Origin of the sequence: Enterococcus sp. AZ091, assembly GCF_051714805.1 — a bacterium.
Taxonomy (GTDB): Bacteria; Bacillota; Bacilli; order Lactobacillales; family Enterococcaceae; genus Enterococcus_D; species Enterococcus_D gallinarum.
Genome location: NZ_JBIOSO010000002.1, coordinates 584,267 through 603,590, shown reverse-complemented (window position 1 = coordinate 603,590; position 19,324 = coordinate 584,267). Strand labels below are relative to the sequence as shown.

Here is a 19,324-nt window from a genome sequence, read left to right as displayed (position 1 = left end):
CCTGACCATTGATGGAGGGGAGGGTAGCAGTAAATGAGTACAGCAGTCACTGATTTAAAACTAGCGGGCTTTTCAGATCAACCTTCTTTGTCTAGCGCTCTTTTGTTTCACTGAAAAAAACATTGACTAAAGTCACTGCCGCCTATGTCCGCCCTCCCATTCATTACCTATATAATAACCAGTACGCGTTGGCAGAATCTGTAAATCATAGGGCGTGCGCTGGTAGGTTTCGTGGATCCAGTTACTGAAAAACAAGGACGCATGCCCTCGCCAGCGATTGATGACCGTTCCTTGCTGGTCGGAAAAATAATTTTTGGGGAGTGCCGTTTTGAGCCCTTTGGCTTTATCTCGCAAATATTCTTCTTTCAACGTTTCTGTATAGTATTCCAAATGCCCTAAAAGAAAACTATTTTTATGGTCATGGGAAACTAAGAGTGCTGGACCGGTCTCTATTCCTGTAACAAGCACATTCAGAGGTGCAAGTGGCAGCTGCGCCTCATTGATCCCCGTATAACGAGAATGGGGCATCATGAAGGAATCATTAAATCCTCGTATCAGCGGATGAGCCTCGATCACTCGCTGTTCAAAAATACCAAAAAGTTTTTGCTTATGAAGCACTTTTTCGATACCATAATGATAGTACAGCCCAGCTTGTGCTCCCCAGCAGATATGCAATACCGATGTGCAATTTGTTTGACTCCAAGCCATGACTTCCTGAAGTTCCTGCCAATAATCAATCATTTCAAAAGGCATTTTTTCGACTGGTGCTCCTGTAATGATCAAGGCATCGAAACGTTCCTCACTGACTGCCTTAAATGCGACATAAAACTTGTCTAGATGAGTCGAGCTAGTATTTTTGCTTTCATGTTGCTGCATTTTCAATAATGTTACTTCGATTTGCAAAGGACTTTGGGACAAAAGCTGCAACAATTTATTTTCTGTAGTGATTTTTTGCGGCATCAAGTTGACGATCGCAATTTTCAAAGGGCGAATTTCTTGTTTGATAGCTCGCTCTTGTTGTAAAGCAAAAATGTTGTGCTGCAAAATAGCTGCTGCCGGTAATTCTTTGGGGATGATGATTGGCATCTTCTCACTCCTTTTTCAATCGACTCCTATGAACATTTACTTTTTCTTACATTATCGTTTCTCGTGGTTTCACCTATCGTTGCTTCTGAACATGGTTGGTTCAGTGTGACTTGCATGCCATGCTTTGCATGTCAGTCGCAGTGATTCACAGCAAAAAGTCGTCCCTTTTATCGTTACATTAACGATAAAAGGGACGACTGACTCGTGTTACCACCCTAATTCGTGCTGCCTTTGCAGGCGTGCACCTCAACAGTACCAATGATACTTGGCGCGTTATCGGGCGCATACCGTCTATTTGGCGTGAACCAAATAAAAACTCAGAGCTCATCTTCAACGCCTGTCTCATGTCTCCTTTTTCACCAACCGGAGTCTCTGTACCTTCAACGTAGCGCTTACTCTTCTCTTCAACGTTTCATCTCTATTTGTAATTTCTAAGAATTATAATCGTTCTTCCATTCAATGTCAATCCGCTTTTAAGACTTTGGCTTATTTCTCTGAAAGATAGAGATATTGTTGATCCATTTGTTCATAGATTTCTTGCAGATCATCTCGTGAAACTTCACGATCCTTGTAGCCATAAGGATCGTTGACATACATTTTGTCTCCATCTATTCCAGTAATAACAACGGAATGGATCAATGTAGTTTCGTAGATCATTCCCGATTGCGTCGGCCACTCAAAAAAATCAGCATTGGTTGGTACTTGCAATTCAAGGGTAGCAATCATCCAGATAGGCGTGCCCTGCTCCAAAACTTCAATAATCTCATCAAAAGATTTGTCTCGACCACTTACCACTTGATAGGATGCCCCTACCATCTGGCTCGCAACTTTGGCGATTGGTTCTACCGCAACCCCCATTGCTCCATCGCCGCCATAAATATTCCCTACAAAACCTTCTCGTGGGTCTCCTCGATGAGTTTCATCTGCGTAAACAGGGACATAGTCTAATTTGGCAGCCAGCTCATTTTTATTTGTATCATATCCGTAGAAATTCAACAGCATGGATAAAGCAGTGACTTCACAGCCATTCCCTAAATATTCTGGATCAAATTGGCTTTCCAATGGTACATCTAATCGAATCACGGGCTCTTCTTTTTCTGCAGTCAGATCCAGTCCTGATATCGAAGTCACCGATTGTGCCGCTTGTTCTTGCTTCTTCACATAAGGAGTTGCTCCAGCTTTATCATAGAAAAGCAAGATAAAGAACAAACTAAAGGTGAGCAGACCTAAAAGCAAACGAATGCTTTTCTTTTTCATCAGTTTACTCCTTTCTTCTTTGACTATTATACCTTGAATGTCAAAGGAACGAAAAGAATTTATGTTTTAGAACCATAATTTAGGAAAACAATGCTTCTCAAAGCGTTGAATCCAATGATTTAGACCATCCCTAAATGAGCATAAAAAGAAGCTAAGAGAACATGGAGAAAGTTCCCTTAGCATTTACCATTACGCTTTGTATTTGTTGTCTAATTCTAAGAAAGGACTTGTTTCTTTTTTCCTAGTAATAGTTTTTTTGCGCTTGAAAAGGAACGAATATCGAACTGTTTGCTTAGTGCCCCGGCAACAAAATAGGCTAAGTTATAATCTATCAAACTATGGATCAAGCCACCGATACCCATCAAGACAAACAAGAAGTAGTAAAAATTGCCATCAAACGCGGTGCCTGGTACATTGCCGGTAAAATAGAAAACAGCTACAACAAGCATTTCCACAATAGAATGGATAAGGCCAATCACAAGATTAAAGGCTTGAAAACGAGCATTGAATAATGTTGGCTTGCCGTTCTTTAATAAAATACTTGGATTTTTTTGTAAATAAAATGCCCCGATCACGGCAAAAACAACGTGCGACAATGCCCGCAAAGCAATGATCGGCGGTAATGTGATAAAAAAGCCAAATGTGGTACCTAAAGCTACTGCTATCGCCATCCCTGGTGAAAAGAACATCGCCACAAACAATGGCACATGGCTAGCTAAAGTAAAGGAAGCCGGCCCGATGACGATCTTGGGCATCACCATTGGAATAACGATTCCCATACCAATCAAAAGTGCTGCAATCGTTAAATGACGTACTGAATGTTTCTTCATGAATAATTCCTCCTTCAATGTGTCTTGACACATTTATCTCGCTCATTGTAGCTTGAAAACACCAAGGTGTCAAGACACAAAAAAACAGGACGATGACCTAAGTATGAACAGACAAAAATACCTGAAGGAGATAAGGTAGCGAATGCTGTTAAAAGTGCCCCTTGAACCAACGATACGGTTGGAATAGGTCCTTTCCCCTTTCCTTCAGATATTCAGTTTGTTGCCTCACTTATGCCACAGCCCCTGCTGTTTCATTATTCATTTATTTCAAGTCCCTTTTTGTGCGTCAGCATTTCATTGCTCAAACGTGCGAATTCTGCTAATGACAATGTCTCTCCGCGACGAGTTGGATCAATTTCACTGGCAGCTAAACTCGCTTTAAGCCATTCTTTCGTTTTTTCATCTTTTCCATAGGAATTCTGCAGGTTATTCCACAACGTTTTCCGTCGTAATTGGAAGGCTGCCTTCGTCAACTTGAAGAATTCTTTTTCATCTGTTACTTCAACCGCAGGAGTTGCACGACGAGTCAGCTTCAAGATTGCGGAATCCACATTTGGTTGGGGCACAAAAACCGTCTTAGGGACAATAAAAGCAAGCTCTGCTTCCATGTAGTATTGGACAGCGATCGATAAAGAGCCATACGCTTTCGTTCCTGGAACAGCTGAAATACGGTCAGCCACTTCTTTTTGCATCATGACAACCATTTCTTGGATTGGTGCCTGTGATTCTAAGAAATGCATCATGATCGGCGTCGTAATATAGTAAGGAAGATTCGCTACGACTTTGATTGGCCGTTCATCGGTAAAAGCTTCTCTGATCATTGTAGACAAGTCTGCTTGTAAAACATCTTGATGAATCACTTGAATGTTCGAATAAGGAGCCAATGTATCTTGTAAAACTGGAATCAAACGGTCATCAATCTCAAAAGCCAGGACTTGACGCGCATGTTTCGCCAATTGCTCGGTCAGAGCGCCGATCCCCGGTCCGACTTCTATCACATTTGTTTGATCATCGATTGCAGCAGTCGCAACGATTTTGCGCAAAATATTAGATTCAGTCAAGAAATTCTGCCCCAGGCTCTTTTTGAAGGTAAAGCCATGTTTTGCTAATATTTCTTTCGTTCTTGATGGGGTTGCAATATCCCTTTGTTCTTTCACAATTCTTCCTCCACTATCTTCATTGCTTCAGCCAATTCTGTTTCAGTAATACGAAACATGGCAAGACGTTTTTCCAACTGTTTGGCATTCGTATAACCGATTCGTAAAACATCTCCGAGTTTTTCCCGTTTTGCTCGTGCTTGCTCACCAGCAATCAGCCCATAGCTTGCTAAAACTTGACGAGAAATTTTCTCACTCTCGTCTTCATCTTGCTGACTGACTGGCGTGACGACTTTGCGAAGTGCTTCTCTAAGCGCTTCATCACTAGCGTGTTCCACTCCTAAACTGCCCTTTTTCTTTGGTGCAGCTTGGCCTCGAGGCAAAAAGGCATGTTGGGCAGCCGGGACAGCTTCCATTATGATTTTACGAATTTTTTCACCTGAAAAATCAGGGTCTGTAAAAACGATCACGCCACGAGTCTCTTGGGCATGTTCAATTTGACTTAAGATGGTTTCGTCAATCGCTGATCCGATCGTTTCAATCGTATCGACATCAAACACTTCTTGCAATCGGCGCGTATCGTCTTTCCCTTCGACGACAATGATCTCTTCGATTCTCCATCTATCCTTCATAAAGGTTGAACAACTTCTCAGCATTGATATACGTTTGCTTGGCGACTTCCTCAAAAGACATCTGACGCAGTTCCGCGATTTTTTCGACTACATAGCGGGTATACCCTGGTTCATTGCGTTTTCCTCGGTAAGGCATTGGTGCAAGATAAGGTGCATCAGTTTCCACTAATAGACGATCGATCGGAACCACTTGCGCAGCTTCTTGGACATCCAACGCCTTTTTGAAGGTCACTACACCACTAAATGAAATGTGCATACCTAAATCCAAAAAGCGCTTTGCCCATTCGCCATCACCACTGAAACTATGCATGATGCCGCCGATATCAGTGATTTTTTCTTCTTTTAAAATCTGGTACGTGTCTTCGATCGCTTCTCGGGTATGAATACTGATAGGTAAATGCATCTCTTTAGCGATCGCGATTTGCCGACGAAAGACAGCCGATTGTACCTCTTTTGGATCTTCCATCCAATGATAGTCCAATCCAATTTCTCCTAAAGCTACAACTTTGGGTTGTGTCAGGCGCTCTTGGATGAATGCCTCAATCTCTTTTGTGTAAGATCCCGCTTCTGTTGGATGCCATCCAATGATACTGTATATCCCATCATATTCTTGACTTAATGCCAATGACTTTTCAATCGTAGGTTGATCAAATCCGACAACTGCCATTTTCGTTACTCCTAGCTCGTGAGCTCTGGCAATCGTTTCGGGAATCTCTTCATTAAATTGTTCTGCATTTAAATGCGTATGTGAATCAAAAATCATAAAACTTCCTCCTTGTTTCCTCTATACTCTAGCATATTTTGCGGCTTTAAGAAACGAATCCTTCTTGTTTTTTCATTTGCTAAAGAAAGTTTTCAGCAATCAAGAAAAATCAGCCCAAAGGTGGAGGGAGAAAAAAAGCCAGTCGATTATAATAGACCTATGATCCATCAGATTCGGAGGTGAAAAGATGGAAAAATCAAAACCATTTACAAAATGTACTTTACGGCAACGCTATCACTATTATCGTCAGCAAAATGCTCATCAACAATTTAACGGGGATTTTCAACAAAACTTCCAAAAAGATTTCCCAAGTTTTGCTAACTGGCTTAAATTGCAGCAAAAGCCGATTGCCAAAGATCAAACAGCGACATTTTCTCACTGGTTCTTACTGATTCTATTTAGTTTAGTGACTGTAGCCACATTTACCCAACAGCTCTTATTTCTTTTATTTGTTTTTGTCATTGCAGCACTAGTCAAAGGTCCTGGAATGATTCTCTGGGGAGTTGTCTATTCGTTTCTAGTGACACTCTTTCCTCCTCTTGGTTTGTTGCTTTCAGCGCTTTTCTTTCTGCTCACTCTCAGGCAGTTGACAAGAAACTTGACCTTTATTTTTACAGCCGTGTACTTTTACAGCTACCCTTTCTTGATCACAGCGATTCATCATTTTACAACATTCGATGATCAATGGATCATGATTGCAGCGGTTATTTTTGCCTTGATCAGCGGGCATCTTTTGTTTAAGCGAAATTATCAGTTTGCCTCTAGTAAAGCAGTTGCTTGGCGACTGATCACCACTCCTTATGATTGTTTGACTGCATTGATTCCTTCAAAGAAAGGACGCCGATTACAACGACTGCGAAACAAATGATTTTTGCGGAACCTAAAGCTTGATTCCACGCTGACATTGAAACTGATTTGCCAACATTTAAGATCCATGCCTAGTGGAAAAGGACGCGGTTATGAACACTTAGACTTCCTACAAAGGGCTTCTGCAATGCAGGAGCCCTTCGCCTATTATTTAAGATGTGCTTGACTGCTGCTCTTGTTATCTAAGCTGGATATTTTCATCGTTAAACAAAAACAATGGAAAAAGTGGATTTGTTTTTTTATTTTTTGAAAATCAATAAAAAAAAGGAAAAAAATTTTTACTGAATGTCTTTTGTTTGATTGCTTTTTTGGGGTGAATCTACTATGCTATTAGTTAGCTAAACAAAAAAGGAGACCCGCTATGCTGACCTTCATTTTTATCTTTTCCTTCCTTGTGGGCTTGCTTTTTTACGCCTTTATTATTGAGCCGCGCCGATTAAAACAGCGGCATTATTTGATCAAAAAAGAAAAGCAAACGGTCCTTGATATTTCCAAAGCCTATGATCTTTATCAAAATGAACAGAATGTAGTAGTCGCACATATCAGTGATCTACACTTTTCTCGTTGGTTCAAACCGCAACGCATCAATCGTATCATCCGTTCCACGATCTTAAACAAACCTGATTTGATCATCATCACGGGTGACTTGATCGACAATTACCGTAAGTGGCCTCACCGTTCAACCAGCCGCCTCATTGAAAAGTTAAAGAAATTGAATGCGCCAATGGGGAAAATCGCTGTGTTAGGAAATCATGATCATTTGAATGATGGGCAATATTTTGTGAATGAAGTGTATGAAAACGCCAATTTCACCTTGTTGGACAATGAATCTGTATTTGGTTCTGATGAGAAAACCTCGATGAATATCGTAGGGATCGATAGTGCGAGCAAAAGCGCCCACTACCATTACGAGCCAACCTTAGCAGAATGGCAGATTCTCTTGATCCATGAACCTGACTATGTCTCTCGAGTAGACAACATTCGTGACTATGATCTCGTTCTATCCGGTCACAGCCATGGAGGCCAGATTCGTGTGCCCTTTTATCGTGCGAAAACGAAAGGCGCCCTCAAATACACAGATGGTCTCTATCTTTTGGCCGCGAACACACTTCTAAGTGTGTCCAATGGTGTGGGGACCACGGCGATTCCAGCGCGCTTTGCTGTGCCGCCAGAAATCACATACTATCATCTCGTGCCCGCCGAAAAACATGCTGTAGCCTAAAACAAGCTCTTAAGTGATCCTCCTATCTTCATTTGGATAGTTAGGATACTTAAGAGCTTGTTTTCGTTATTGGCGTAATCCGTTATAGATCGTCTCCAAATTCCACTTCATCATCGCATAATAACTATCGCCATCTTGTCCAGGTTCAGCGATGGAGTCTGTAAAGACAGTGCCGTAGATCGGAATACCTGAATCCCGAGACACGCTTTGCATTGGGCGAGTATTAACGCTACTCTCGACAAACAATGAAGGAACTGCCGATGCTTGCAATTGGTCGACTAAATTCTTGATCTGAGCAGGCGTTTCTTCTTCGGTGTTGATTTCCCAGATATAAGCGGATGGCACACCATAGGCCTTCGAAAAGTACTTAAAGGCGCCTTCACTTGTCACGATCAATTTCTTTTCTTCAGGAATTGAAGCAAAATTATCTTTCGCTTGTTGGTCTAATTCGGAAAGCTGCTGCAGATAGTGTTCCAAGTTTTCTTGATAGACCCCCTGATTTGCAGGATCTTTCTTACTCAATTGTTGGGCGATATTTCGCGCATAGATCATCCCATTTTCCAAATTAAGCCATGCATGAGGATCTGCCTTTGTATGATCAGCATCATCCGATAGATACAGGACTTCCACGCCATCACTGACGGCAAAATAATCTTCACCCGCTTTTTTGTTGGCGTTGTTCATTAATTTAGTAAACCAGCCGTTGCCGCCCGTCTCTAAATTCAAGCCATTATAAAATAGAATGTCTGCATCAGTGGCTTTTTGGACATCTTCTGACAGTGGTTCATATTCATGAGGGTCACGCCCTACAGGAACGATGCTGTGGAGATTGATTTTGTCCCCGGCGATGTTTTTGGTCATATCTGCTAAAATCGAATTGGTCACTACAACATTTAATTTGTCATCAACGGTTGCCGCCTGCTCTGCTTGCTGATAAATCAAGAATCCTCCTGCAACAGCGGCAGCAGAAACCATTGCCGTGGTCAGCCAGCGTTTGGCAGGACTCGTTTGTTGTTTTGGTGAAAAGAGAAATCCTAAGACAAACAAAACAGCTGCAGTGAGGACAATGCTTGATCCGGCTGCAATATTAAAGGAATAACCGATAAATAACCCAATCACAGAAGAAGCACCGCCTAGAATCCCTGCAATCACCATCATATGGCTAAGGCGTTTTGTAAATAAATAAGCAGTTGCTGCTGGCGTAACCAGCAAAGCTACAATCAAGATCGTACCGACACTTTGCATCGCAGTAACGGAAACTAATGTCAAAAGCAGCATCAACAAGTAATGATATACCTGTACATTCATTCCAAAAGCTTTTGCCATCATCGGATCAAAAGAAGTGATCAGCAATGGCCGAAAGAAGATCATAATCAGTGCAATGACCAGTAAAGCAATCGCAATCGTGACCCATTTATCCCCCTCTTGGACTGCGAGCACATTTCCGAATAAGATATGAAACAAATCCGTAGAACTGTTAGCTACGCCAATCAAGATAACTCCCAAAGCTAAAAAGGAGCTGAAGGTGATCCCGATCGCCGTATCACTTTTGATCAAACTATTGTTAGAAATATAGGTGATAATGATCGATGCAAGAACACCAAAGAAAATTGCTCCGACAAAAAAGTTCACCCCTAAAATATAGGATAATGCTACTCCGGGAAGTACGGCGTGAGAAATGGCATCTCCCATCAATGACATTCCCCGCAAAATAATAAAACAACCAATCACCCCTGCAACAACACCGATCGCTACGGCGGTGATCAAGGCATTTTGCAGAAAATGGTAATGAACTAATCCATCAATAAACTGACTAATCATCTTAAGCCCCTCCTTTCACGATGATCGTATCGCCGAATGTTTCTTTCAAATTTGTTTCAGTAAAAACAGTCGTCGTCGGACCATATGCGATTAAATGCTGATTCATCATCACTAGTTCATCGAAGTATTCAGTCACTTTGCCTAAATCATGATGAACAATAAAAATTTTCTTTCCTTGTTGGCGAAATTCACGCAGAAGTCCTACAATAATTGCTTCACTCATCGCATCGATTCCTACAAATGGTTCATCTAAAAAAATAAATTCCGCTTCTTGCAGTAATGTGCGAGCGATCAATACTCTTTGGAACTGACCGCCAGATAGTTCGCCGATCTGCCGTTCAGCAAAGTCAGCCATTTGGACAGACTCCAATGCAGCGGCGACTTTCTGCCAATCTTTGGCCGTTATTCGTTGAAACAGAGAAAGCTGCGGATAGAGTCCTAATGACACCACTTCTTTTACTGTAATCGGAAATGTATAATCGACTGCAGTCTTTTGTTCCACGTAGGCTATCTTTTTTTGGAACTTATTGAGTGCCATTCCATTCGATGTGACATGTCCTTCAGAAGGGATCAGCTGCAGTGCAGCTTTGATGAAGGTAGATTTTCCCGCACCATTCGGTCCGATGATCCCTACAATGGCCGGCTTATCAACACAGAAAGATACTCCAGAGACAGCTTGATTTTTCCCATCATAGCTGGCGGAAATTTTTGAAAATGTGATCTTAGTTTGCGCTCCTTTACATTTATGTTAAAGTATCGTTTATTTATTTTTTAGGTATGCCTAACTTATTTCCAATTATACCGATTCTCCTGTTGAATGCAAGGGATTTTTTACACAAATAAAATCCAATAAGAAAAAATAAAGTGTCCCTTCAACTTCCTTGCCCCTAGCAGATCGTTTTATTCATTCGCCGTTACTTTTAGTGTGACCAAACAAAAAAAGTTTCCACTCCTTTGAGGGAAACTTTTTAAAAGAAAACTTTCTAATCAGCATTCGCTGTTTTTTTCAAAATTTGTGATGAAGAATCAACCTGGAGTACCAATTGTCGGCAATATACTCGTCACTACTCAGATACTACGTTGACTGGTTGATTCTCTAAGAAATGCTTATAATTTGAGACAGCGATAGCTAGCAATCGTTGCCGGGTCTCTAATGGTGCCCACGCAATATGCGGCGTCAAATAGCAGTTAGGCGCATGCAACAATGGATTGTCAGCCGTGATTGGTTCTTTCGAAACAACATCAGCTGCCAGAGCAGCAACTTGTCCAGCTGACAACGCTTCTGCTACCGCTTGTTCATCTAGTAATCCACCGCGAGCAGTGTTGATCAAGATAACATCCTTTTTCATTTGAGACAATGCACGGGCGTCAATCATCCTTTCAGTATCGGGAAATTGCGGTACATGGAGACTGATCACATCTGCTTGTTGAAAGAGTCTCTCCAACGAAACTTGTTCTGCCCATTCAGCCTGCGGCGTTTTTGGTCGATGATTGTAATAGATGACCTTCATTTGAAACGCATGAGCAATTTCAGCGACTGCCTGAGCAATCGCACCATAGCCGATCAAACCGATCGTCTTGTTGGCAATTTCAGTCAGTGGCGTTTGCCAATAAGAGAAATCGGGACTGTTTTGCCAATCTCCTTGATGGACGGATTGGTTGTGCCGCCCTACTTGATTCGTTACCTCAAGTAATAAAGCAAATGTAGCTTGCGCTACTGAATTCGTACTATAGCTGGGAATATTTGTGACGGTAATCCCTTGAGATGCTGCAGCTTGTAAATCCACAACATTGTAGCCAGTTGCCAGCACGCCGATATAATCGATGTTAGGGCATGTTTGTAGTATTTCCTTTGTAAGGGGCGTTTTGTTCGTAAAAACAGCCGTTGCTTTGCCGATTCGCTCAATGATCTCCTTCGTATCTGTATAGGAAGTGCGATCATAAATCGTGATTTCCCCTAATCCAGCTAATGGCTGCCAATCTAAATCTCCTGGATTCAACGCATAGCCGTCTAAAACAACAATTTTCATTTTTTTGCTCCTCTCTGTTGGAAATAAAAGACTGGAATCCCTAAACAGGTGATCAAAATACCGATCAATGCAAGCACAGGGGCCGTAAGGATCGTCATTATTAAAATGAATCCGCCCCCTAAAAGAGCAATGATCGGTGTGATCGGGTACAACGGAACCTTGTATGGACGATTGAGTTCAGGTGCTTTTTTTCTTAACAAGATCACACCTACAAACAATAATACACTAAAAAACCACATCACAAAAATCAACATATCCGTTAAGAGATCAAAACTACCTAACAACATCATTAAACACGCAATTGCTAATTGGAAAAAAACCGCCGCATAAGGAGCCTTGGTTTTATTTGTCAATTTAACAAAGGTCGAACTGAATGGAACTTCATTCTCGAGTGCCATGGCATAAGGCACCCGCAATCCGGTCATCGTATACCCATTGAGTGCGCCATAAACTGAAATCAAAATACCAATCGTCACTAGTTTGCCCCCAAAATCGCCAAATAACTGCAATGCGGTTTCTGAAGCACTATTTAAGTTTCCAGCAATCTGTTCTAAGGGCAATGTTTTCAAGAAAACAAGATTGATCAGGAGTTAAACCAAGGTTACAAAACTTAATCCAAAGATAATCGCTTTCGGAAGATCCTTTTCCGGCCGCTTCATTTCACCAGCAATATTTCCAACACCTAACCAACCATCATAAGCGAAGAGAGTCGCTAGTAATGCACTGCTGATTCCTGCGATGATCGAACCATCACTTGTTGTAGAAAAATTGATTACCGAGACTGACACTCGTCCTGGTGTCATCAATCCCACTAAAACGATCAATGCGATGGGAATCAATTTGATTGATAATGTAAATGACTGTACGCCTGCGGCGGTTTTTGTCCCTAATAGATTGATCAAACTAACACTGGTACCGGTGATCAACGATAGCGGCAAGAGATAACTTGCGGGCAAATGAAACAGATTCAAACACTGAGTGGCAAAAATAATACTCAACGCTGCTATATTGGCAGGGAAATAAATAATGCTTTGAGCCCATCCTAGCAAGAAAGAAGGCAATTTCCCGTAAATTCGTTCAATGTAGCGAATAGGACCACCAGTTTCTGGTATTGCTGTTGCTAGCTCCGCTACCGTTAGTCCGCCACAGATCGTCAAACAGCCCGCAATCAACCACACAAGCAATGTTAAGCCAGAGGATTGCGTATGTTGGACCACTGCAGCCGCTTTAAAGAACACCCCGGCTCCAATCACAGTTCCCATGACTGTCGAAAGTGCTCCGAAAAAAGTGATTTCTTTCTTTAGTTGACTCTTCAAATACTCACGCTCCTTTTTTTGACTAAATCAAAGTATAGCGGATAGATGCTTTGTTGGCTAGAGTGATTCGTTTGGACCACAAAAAAACAGCTGCTTTTCAACAGCTATCCCTCTTATTTATTTACTGTTGAAACCAAAACTTGTGTACGCCTTTGGTGCATTCGTTTCACTAAGAAAACTGCAAGCAACAAGATCAAAGGAAAGATCCCCGCTCCCAAAATTCCTTGCTGCAAACCTTTGTCGCTGCCTTCTGCCAACAAACCGACCAATGAAGGTCCCAATGAACAACCTAAATCACCCGCTAAGGCTAGGTAAGCAAACATTGCTGTACCTCCATTACGAATGTATTTTGTCGTTAAACTAAAAATTCCCGGCCACAATATACCGACAGCAAATCCACTCAATCCACAACCGATAAAGCCTAGAATTGGGACACTTGATAACCCGATCAGCAAATACGCCACCAAGCATAGCAATAAGCTTGCAAACATAAATTTCCGTAGATCGATACGTTCGCCAAATTTCCCATAATACAGACGAGCAAGTCCCATCATGATCGCAAACAACATTTGTCCCGCAAGATCACCGACCGTTTTGGACACACCAAGTCCTTGTTCTGCAAAAGTGGATGCCCACTGACTAACTGATTGTTCACTTGCCCCGGCACAGACCATCATGACTAGAAACAGCCAAAAGCTTTTCAATGAGAACAGTTCACGATTCTTCAGTCCTACTTCGCCTTCTGCTACGATTGGTGCTAATGGAACTTGAGTAAAAACAACCAAATTGACCAGCGGCAAAATAGCCCAGATCAATGTAAGAAATGGCCAACGAGCAATACCGAAGACAAAGAAAAAGAGTGTTGAGACTAAGACGACCCCAACATATCCCCAACAATAAAACGAATGCAGCATACTCATGGTTTTTTCTTTATTCGGGGTTGGACAAGCTTCGACGATTGGGCTCACTAATACTTCCAGAAGTCCGCCACCAATTGCATAGAGGAAGACTGCCGTCAATAAACCGGTAAAGGGGGTCGGAAAGATAAGTGGAAAAACAGCCAACCCAATCAACCCTACAGCCGCAAAAAAATGCGCCGCGACAATCGAGATACGATAACCAATCCGATCGACAAAAAAGATCGCTGCAAAGTCCACACTCAGCTGCGTTAGAAAATTAAATGTAACCAAAAGCGTGATTTGACTTAGCGGAATCTGATACTGTGTTTGAAATGTCAAAAATAATAAAGGTGCAAAGTTATTGATGATTGCTTGAACAATATAACCAGCAAAGCAAGCAATGATCGTTCGTTGATAATTTTTCATTTTTACCTCCTCCAGATTTGTTTAGTATAGCAAGAGAACTTTCACAATCGCCATGGAAAATGCTATTCAAATTGCTAGAGTATGTTCTCTTTTTTGGTGTATTATCAGTTGAAAATGCTCCCTACTGGTATTGCAAGTCAGATCTCAATAAAGCTAGTGGTGATAAGTGCTAGTATCATAAAAAAAAACGAATCTCCCCTGCCGATTTCAGCAATCTGGAAATATCGTTTTTTTTTTGAAACACAACGATTGAAGATCTCTACTGGCTGAAGATCCTTGGTCATTGTACTAATTCTGTCCAACAGTTCTTTTATTTTGAATAAGTTGTCCGAAAAGGATTATACTTGCGCTTTTCAGAGACAGCAGATTAGTTGGAATGTGCTGCCAGCATTTTGACTGTGGCTTCAAAAATTGGTCCAATAAAGATGATACAGAGCAATGTACCGATACCGACATTGGCACCCAAACCAAAGCCAATCAAGACCATCGCTGCATCCAAGCCGATCCGGATCGTCTTTTGGGTCAGCTTCGTACGTTTATAAATCAGCGCAGTTAGTGCTTCTAATGCTGCTGATCCTTGATTTGAAGAGACATAGATCCCTGCCCCAACGCCGAACAAGATGGGGGCGATGAAAATCGCCAACCAAGAATAGAATGGCAAATGAACAAAAATCTTATCCATAACCGGCTCAAAAATCCCAATCAGCAAACCAAGACCGATCCCATTGATATAACTGCCGATTCCAAGCTCCTGGCGATCGAAAATAGCTACGACCAATAAGACGACCAGATTAAAACATAGACTGGCGATCCAAAACGGAACAGACACATAATTCAAGATTCCCAGCAAAAATGTACTGATCGTATCATACCCCTGATGGGCAGTGATCAGCAATGAAATTGCTAACGCAATCAAACACGTACCTAACAAGATTTGCCAAATTTTTTTCACGACATCACTCTCTTTTCCAATTTAGTTTTCTAGACTCTCTTAGTGTACCTTGCCGTTTCAGAGATTACTACTATTTCTTTTATCTGTCTAAAAAACCCTTCAAGCGGTCAATCCAGTGATTCGTAACTTTGCTCATACTTCTCTCGAAATTCTTTTGGCGTCAGACCATTCAATTTCTTGAACATCTTTGAAAAATAATTCGTATTATTGTATCCGATCGCATCGGCAATCTCATTAATTGTTTGTCCCGTATGCAGCAGAAGCTGCTGAGCTTTTTTGATCCGAATAAAATTGACGTATTGATTAAAGCTTAATTCCGTTTCTTTTTTGAACACTTGTCCCAGATAGACTACACTAACATGCAGAGCTTCGGCAGCCGATTTAACCGTCAGCTCTTGCGTATAGTGCTCTTCAATCATGCCAACCGCTTTTTGAACAATCTCAGAATAACGCTTTTGCTGAGGCTGGTCTTTGGCCAACTGCAAAATCTCGTTGAAGAGCTGACGCAGTACCTGGATCGTATTCGATGCTCGAATCCGAGTGATGATGCGATCATAATTTTCTCTAGTCAAAGCAGGGAACTGGCGGTAAATATCATTGAATAATAGAAAGGCTACGTAACGGACATGCTCAGGGTCAGCCTGCATCCCCTCGAGACTTGAAAAGATTTTGTCTAATTCATCTTGAACGGTTTTTGTATCCCCGATCGTCAATGCTTTATTGAAAGAGAGAAAAGGTAGCGCTTCGTTGCGGTCTAAGATATCGACTTGAATGATTTGTTCATTAAGCAGCAAATCCGGGTAAAAGGTCTGCAGTGATTGGACTTGCTTGATTTTCTCATACCCTTTGTATAAGTTTTCCCATTCATTGATCGTTTCACTGACCACCAATTGCCAATTTCCTGCTAGAATCGCTGACAGTTCTTTGAGCAGACACCAGAGACGTTGACGTTCACCATAAAAAACGATCAGCAACTGATTCTCTCCCAATCGTCCTGGCAGTAGCAATGGCTGTTCTTTTTCGACAAAAAAACGAAACCCATTTTCTAAGATTTCAGGTGTCCCTGTCAGCTGTAGAATCGTATAAGGCGGATGGATGGGTTGTGTGGACTGTTCCAATAATAAGTGGTACTCACTTTCATTTAATTCATCATTCAGCCAAAGCAACAAGCTGGATTCTCGATACAAGTCATTTTGTTCATCGATTCGTTGCTGATGTGCCAGTTCCTCCGCAATTGCCTGCACACTTTCATAGAGTTCGACCTTGTTGACTGGCTTAACGAGATAATTTCGGACTCCTAACTGCATGCCTTGCTTCACAAATGCAAATTCTTGGTAACCAGATAAGATGATGGAAAAAAAGGTATTGCCTTTTGCCTGTGCTTTAGCGATCATATCAATCCCATTCATTTCCGGCATGCGAATATCAGTGATCAGTAGATCAATGGCTTGTGTTTCTAAATATTCCAACGCTTCAGAAGCGCTTTTAGCTGTGTGAACGACTTCAAAGCCTAATTCTTGCCAAGGAATGATCATCTTTAGGCCTTCTAGAATCATGTACTCATCGTCCACAAACATGGCTTTATATAAACTCATCATTCAACATCTCCTCATCGATCGCAATGGAAATCTTGAATCCGTGATTTTTTTCAGATTCAACTTCCATCTGATAATGATCGCCAAACATCCCCCTTAATCGTTCATGAACATTTTTCATGCCTATGGATGTTTGTACGACGACTCGGTCATCTGCAAGCTCTTGGCGGATCATCGCTAATTGCTCTGGATCTGCTCCTTTTCCGTTGTCCCGTACTTGCAAAAGAATCTTGCCATTTTGTCGGAAGGCTTTGATACTGATGGCATTATCATTTCGCTGATAGTCGATTCCATGCACAAAATAATTTTCTACTAAAGGTTGCAAAGTGAACTTAGGCAAGAGCAGATGTTTCAGATCTTCTTCGATAGTTACGTGATAGGCGATTTTATCCGGATACCTCATTTGATACAAGTAAACGTATTTCTCACAAAACGTCACTTCTTCTGCCAATGTTTTGATCTTTTCCTGTGTCGTATTGTTGCGCAAAAGTGCCGAAAAAGCGTATACGACATCCGCTAATTCTTCCTGCTGGCGGCTCAATGCGTACATCCGAATGTATTCGAGTGTATTGTATAAGAAATGAGGATTGATCTGAGCCTGCAATGCCCGCATATCCGCATCCCGCTGCTTGATTTCCAGGGTATAGATGTCCTCAATGTAGTCATTGATACTGCCTGTCATTTGATTGATCGCCTCGGCGATTGTTTTTAATTCTTGTTGAACCCCCGTGGTATCAATACGCTCATTAAAATCTCCGTGACTGACTTTTTGGGTTGCTTGAACGATCTGTTTGACCTGCTGGGTGTAACGCTTGAACGTACGATGCAAAATCAATAGCAGCACAAAAAGAATCAGCGTACCGCAACCAAAAATCAACAATGTATAATTTAGGACATCCCGCCAAATCACTTGCTTATCTAGTAAAACCAGCGTGATTTCTCCGTTGATATTCCCTTGTTTTTTTATGTAAAAATCATGGGACAATTTCGGCACGATCTCTTTTTGATTATTGGCCATTGCTTGATCGATTTTGTCGATCATCGCCTGATTCAGATTCGGTGCATCTTTATAGAGACGCTGTCCACTGCTTGTGTATATGAAACTTTTGATACCGTGTTCTCTATTTTCATCACTACGATTAGCTAATACGTTTTCTTCATTAAATACCACAAACACTTGTCCCATTGGTTGCGCAAAATTACTCGGTTGTGCGATCGACCGCGCAAAATATAGGCGATTTTTCAATTGGATCTGGTCGCCCCGCAGTTTCTCTCCGTAAGGTCTGTCTGGTGTAGCAACTAAATATTCTTTGCTTTCATCCAATTGAACGATGATTTCTTCAATGTCAGGATGACTGCTGATCAAACGGTAAAGGATATTCGGCAGATAAATATTTTGTCCTGATTGTCGAAACATATCATTACTATAGGAAAAATAATCGGCGATCGATAACTGTAAATAGTTGCGCAATGATTCAAATGTGGCATCCGAACTGGTGAATTCTCCTAATACTTCAGAAACAATCGTATTACGCTCTTGGATATACGTATCTAAATACGTGCTTGTTGCATCGACGAGTCGATTACTCATCCGAAACCGATCCACACCCGTATAGACACTCAACCCTAACATGATCAAAATCGAAATCAGAATCAACAAGGCACTATAAAGCTGCATCAATTGATTGATCAGGAAGTCACGCTTGAAAAGGGCTAAGATTCGTTTATTCATATTGCAGTTTTCCATCGATCAATGCACGGTCTTTCCGGGAAGCGGAATGGACCCATAATAAGATCAAACTGAAGGTACCAAATAAAAACAATCCTTTCATGCTCCAAGTAAACACCAAAATACCTACGAGACCAAAAATGACTTTAGCGAAGGTGCCAAAATTTAGAAATAAACTGACAAATGCCAGTTTGATCGTATTCAATAAAGAGGTTTCATAAATTGATTCAAACAATAAACTATACAAATACAGTAAAACCAAGAGACCACTTACTACTACTAGCAAAAAGTCGATCATCAGCCACAGTAGTCCTTGGATCTGACTGGAGAGATACAAATTATACGCTGCGATCGCCAGCAAACCGAAAAATAAATAAAAACGGGCGTTGGCTCGCCAAAAGTTTTGCTTCCAGCATCGAAAGGCCTTCCTAAACGTTTGGTCCTCGTAAGATAAGCCCTCTTCTTCGATCAAATCACTGATGGTTTGAAATGCCGGACCAACCCCAAACAAAACTGCGCCCATCATTGTAAACAATACGAAGAAAAGATTCAGTTTAATGACCGCCCAAATCAGACGAAAGGCCTTTACTAATCCTCCACTTGTTGTCTCTTTCATTCTTCCTCATCCCCTCTTGGTATTTGCCCGTTTTATTATAGCGTTTTTTTGTCACTTCTCAAAATGCGAATCTTTACTTTTTCTGACGCTTATCGCCGCTTATTCTATCTTATTCTATTATGTACAACAAATGAGGAGTGACGAAATCATTCATCGGCTACTCCTCATCTGCTCCTACGCGCAGTT

Annotated in this window: 16 protein-coding genes and 1 pseudogene; 2 read left to right on the top strand and 15 right to left on the bottom strand. The window is 41.5% G+C overall.

The genetic code is table 11. The features are described 5' to 3' along the window. Window positions 1-132: 132 nt before the first annotated feature. The 6 genes from IGJ28_RS15270 to IGJ28_RS15245 form a co-directional block, all read right to left on the bottom strand. Window positions 133-1,086, bottom strand: coding sequence for a homoserine O-succinyltransferase (locus IGJ28_RS15270; RefSeq protein WP_252711471.1), 954 nt, complete (start codon window positions 1,084-1,086; stop codon window positions 133-135). 486 nt (window positions 1,087-1,572) lie between these two features. After that, window positions 1,573-2,343 carry a C39 family peptidase gene (locus tag IGJ28_RS15265; RefSeq protein ID WP_371823123.1) on the bottom strand — a complete coding sequence of 257 codons (771 nt, stop codon included), beginning with the start codon at window positions 2,341-2,343 and terminating at the stop codon, window positions 1,573-1,575. Window positions 2,344-2,558: 215 nt separating this feature from the next. Beyond that, window positions 2,559-3,173 carry a hypothetical protein gene (locus IGJ28_RS15260; RefSeq protein ID WP_003125974.1) on the bottom strand — a complete coding sequence of 205 codons (615 nt, stop codon included), beginning with the start codon at window positions 3,171-3,173 and terminating at the stop codon, window positions 2,559-2,561. A 254-nt stretch (window positions 3,174-3,427) separates the two neighbouring features. Beyond that, window positions 3,428-4,330, bottom strand: a complete 903-nt coding sequence (gene rsmA, locus IGJ28_RS15255; protein WP_252711472.1) for a 16S rRNA (adenine(1518)-N(6)/adenine(1519)-N(6))-dimethyltransferase RsmA — start codon at window positions 4,328-4,330, stop codon at window positions 3,428-3,430. Continuing rightward, a complete protein-coding gene (gene rnmV / locus IGJ28_RS15250; RefSeq protein ID WP_113849481.1) occupies window positions 4,327-4,902 on the bottom strand; it encodes a ribonuclease M5 in 576 nt (191 codons plus the stop codon). The genes rsmA and rnmV overlap by 4 nt, the downstream gene beginning before the upstream one ends. Then, window positions 4,892-5,665, bottom strand: coding sequence for a TatD family hydrolase (locus IGJ28_RS15245; protein WP_081131481.1), 774 nt, complete (start codon window positions 5,663-5,665; stop codon window positions 4,892-4,894). The genes rnmV and IGJ28_RS15245 overlap by 11 nt, the downstream gene beginning before the upstream one ends. Before the next feature lie 187 nt (window positions 5,666-5,852). Here IGJ28_RS15245 and IGJ28_RS15240 point away from each other — a divergent pair, with 187 nt between their 5' ends. Both IGJ28_RS15240 and IGJ28_RS15235 read left to right on the top strand, forming a co-directional pair. Next, a complete protein-coding gene (locus IGJ28_RS15240) occupies window positions 5,853-6,533 on the top strand; it encodes a hypothetical protein (RefSeq protein ID WP_252711473.1) in 681 nt (226 codons plus the stop codon). A gap of 360 nt (window positions 6,534-6,893) precedes the next feature. Next, window positions 6,894-7,754 carry a metallophosphoesterase gene (locus tag IGJ28_RS15235; protein WP_005470881.1) on the top strand — a complete coding sequence of 287 codons (861 nt, stop codon included), beginning with the start codon at window positions 6,894-6,896 and terminating at the stop codon, window positions 7,752-7,754. A 66-nt stretch (window positions 7,755-7,820) separates the two neighbouring features. On the opposite strand, the gene IGJ28_RS15230 is transcribed toward IGJ28_RS15235, so the two are convergent. The 9 genes and pseudogenes from IGJ28_RS15230 to IGJ28_RS15190 all read right to left on the bottom strand — a co-directional run bounded on the left by IGJ28_RS15230 (window position 7,821) and on the right by IGJ28_RS15190 (window position 19,138). Further along, the gene (locus tag IGJ28_RS15230) at window positions 7,821-9,575 is read right to left on the bottom strand and encodes a metal ABC transporter solute-binding protein, Zn/Mn family (protein ID WP_301554792.1); all 1,755 of its coding nucleotides are present in this window, start codon (window positions 9,573-9,575) and stop codon (window positions 7,821-7,823) included. A gap of 1 nt (window position 9,576) precedes the next feature. Beyond that, window positions 9,577-10,296: a metal ABC transporter ATP-binding protein gene (locus IGJ28_RS15225; protein ID WP_252711782.1), complete on the bottom strand. Its 720-nt coding sequence runs from the start codon at window positions 10,294-10,296 to the stop codon at window positions 9,577-9,579. A gap of 343 nt (window positions 10,297-10,639) precedes the next feature. Next, window positions 10,640-11,605, bottom strand: a complete 966-nt coding sequence (locus IGJ28_RS15220; protein ID WP_252711474.1) for a D-2-hydroxyacid dehydrogenase — start codon at window positions 11,603-11,605, stop codon at window positions 10,640-10,642. Beyond that, window positions 11,602-12,921: pseudogene (locus IGJ28_RS15215) on the bottom strand (APC family permease). Before IGJ28_RS15215 ends, IGJ28_RS15220 begins: the two are co-directional and overlap by 4 nt. Window positions 12,922-13,034: 113 nt before the next feature. Then, window positions 13,035-14,246: an MFS transporter gene (locus tag IGJ28_RS15210; RefSeq protein WP_438845472.1), complete on the bottom strand. Its 1,212-nt coding sequence runs from the start codon at window positions 14,244-14,246 to the stop codon at window positions 13,035-13,037. Window positions 14,247-14,613: 367 nt separating this feature from the next. Continuing rightward, window positions 14,614-15,198, bottom strand: coding sequence for a YitT family protein (locus IGJ28_RS15205; RefSeq protein ID WP_170081272.1), 585 nt, complete (start codon window positions 15,196-15,198; stop codon window positions 14,614-14,616). A 107-nt stretch (window positions 15,199-15,305) separates the two neighbouring features. After that, window positions 15,306-16,796 (bottom strand): response regulator transcription factor, encoded by a 1,491-nt coding sequence (locus IGJ28_RS15200; RefSeq protein WP_005470875.1) that lies wholly within the window; start codon window positions 16,794-16,796, stop codon window positions 15,306-15,308. Continuing rightward, the gene (locus tag IGJ28_RS15195) at window positions 16,780-18,525 is read right to left on the bottom strand and encodes a sensor histidine kinase (RefSeq protein WP_003125959.1); all 1,746 of its coding nucleotides are present in this window, start codon (window positions 18,523-18,525) and stop codon (window positions 16,780-16,782) included. The genes IGJ28_RS15200 and IGJ28_RS15195 overlap by 17 nt, the downstream gene beginning before the upstream one ends. After that, window positions 18,518-19,138, bottom strand: a complete 621-nt coding sequence (locus IGJ28_RS15190; protein ID WP_003125957.1) for a YesL family protein — start codon at window positions 19,136-19,138, stop codon at window positions 18,518-18,520. Before IGJ28_RS15190 ends, IGJ28_RS15195 begins: the two co-directional genes overlap by 8 nt. Between the last annotated feature and the right edge of the window lie 186 nt (window positions 19,139-19,324).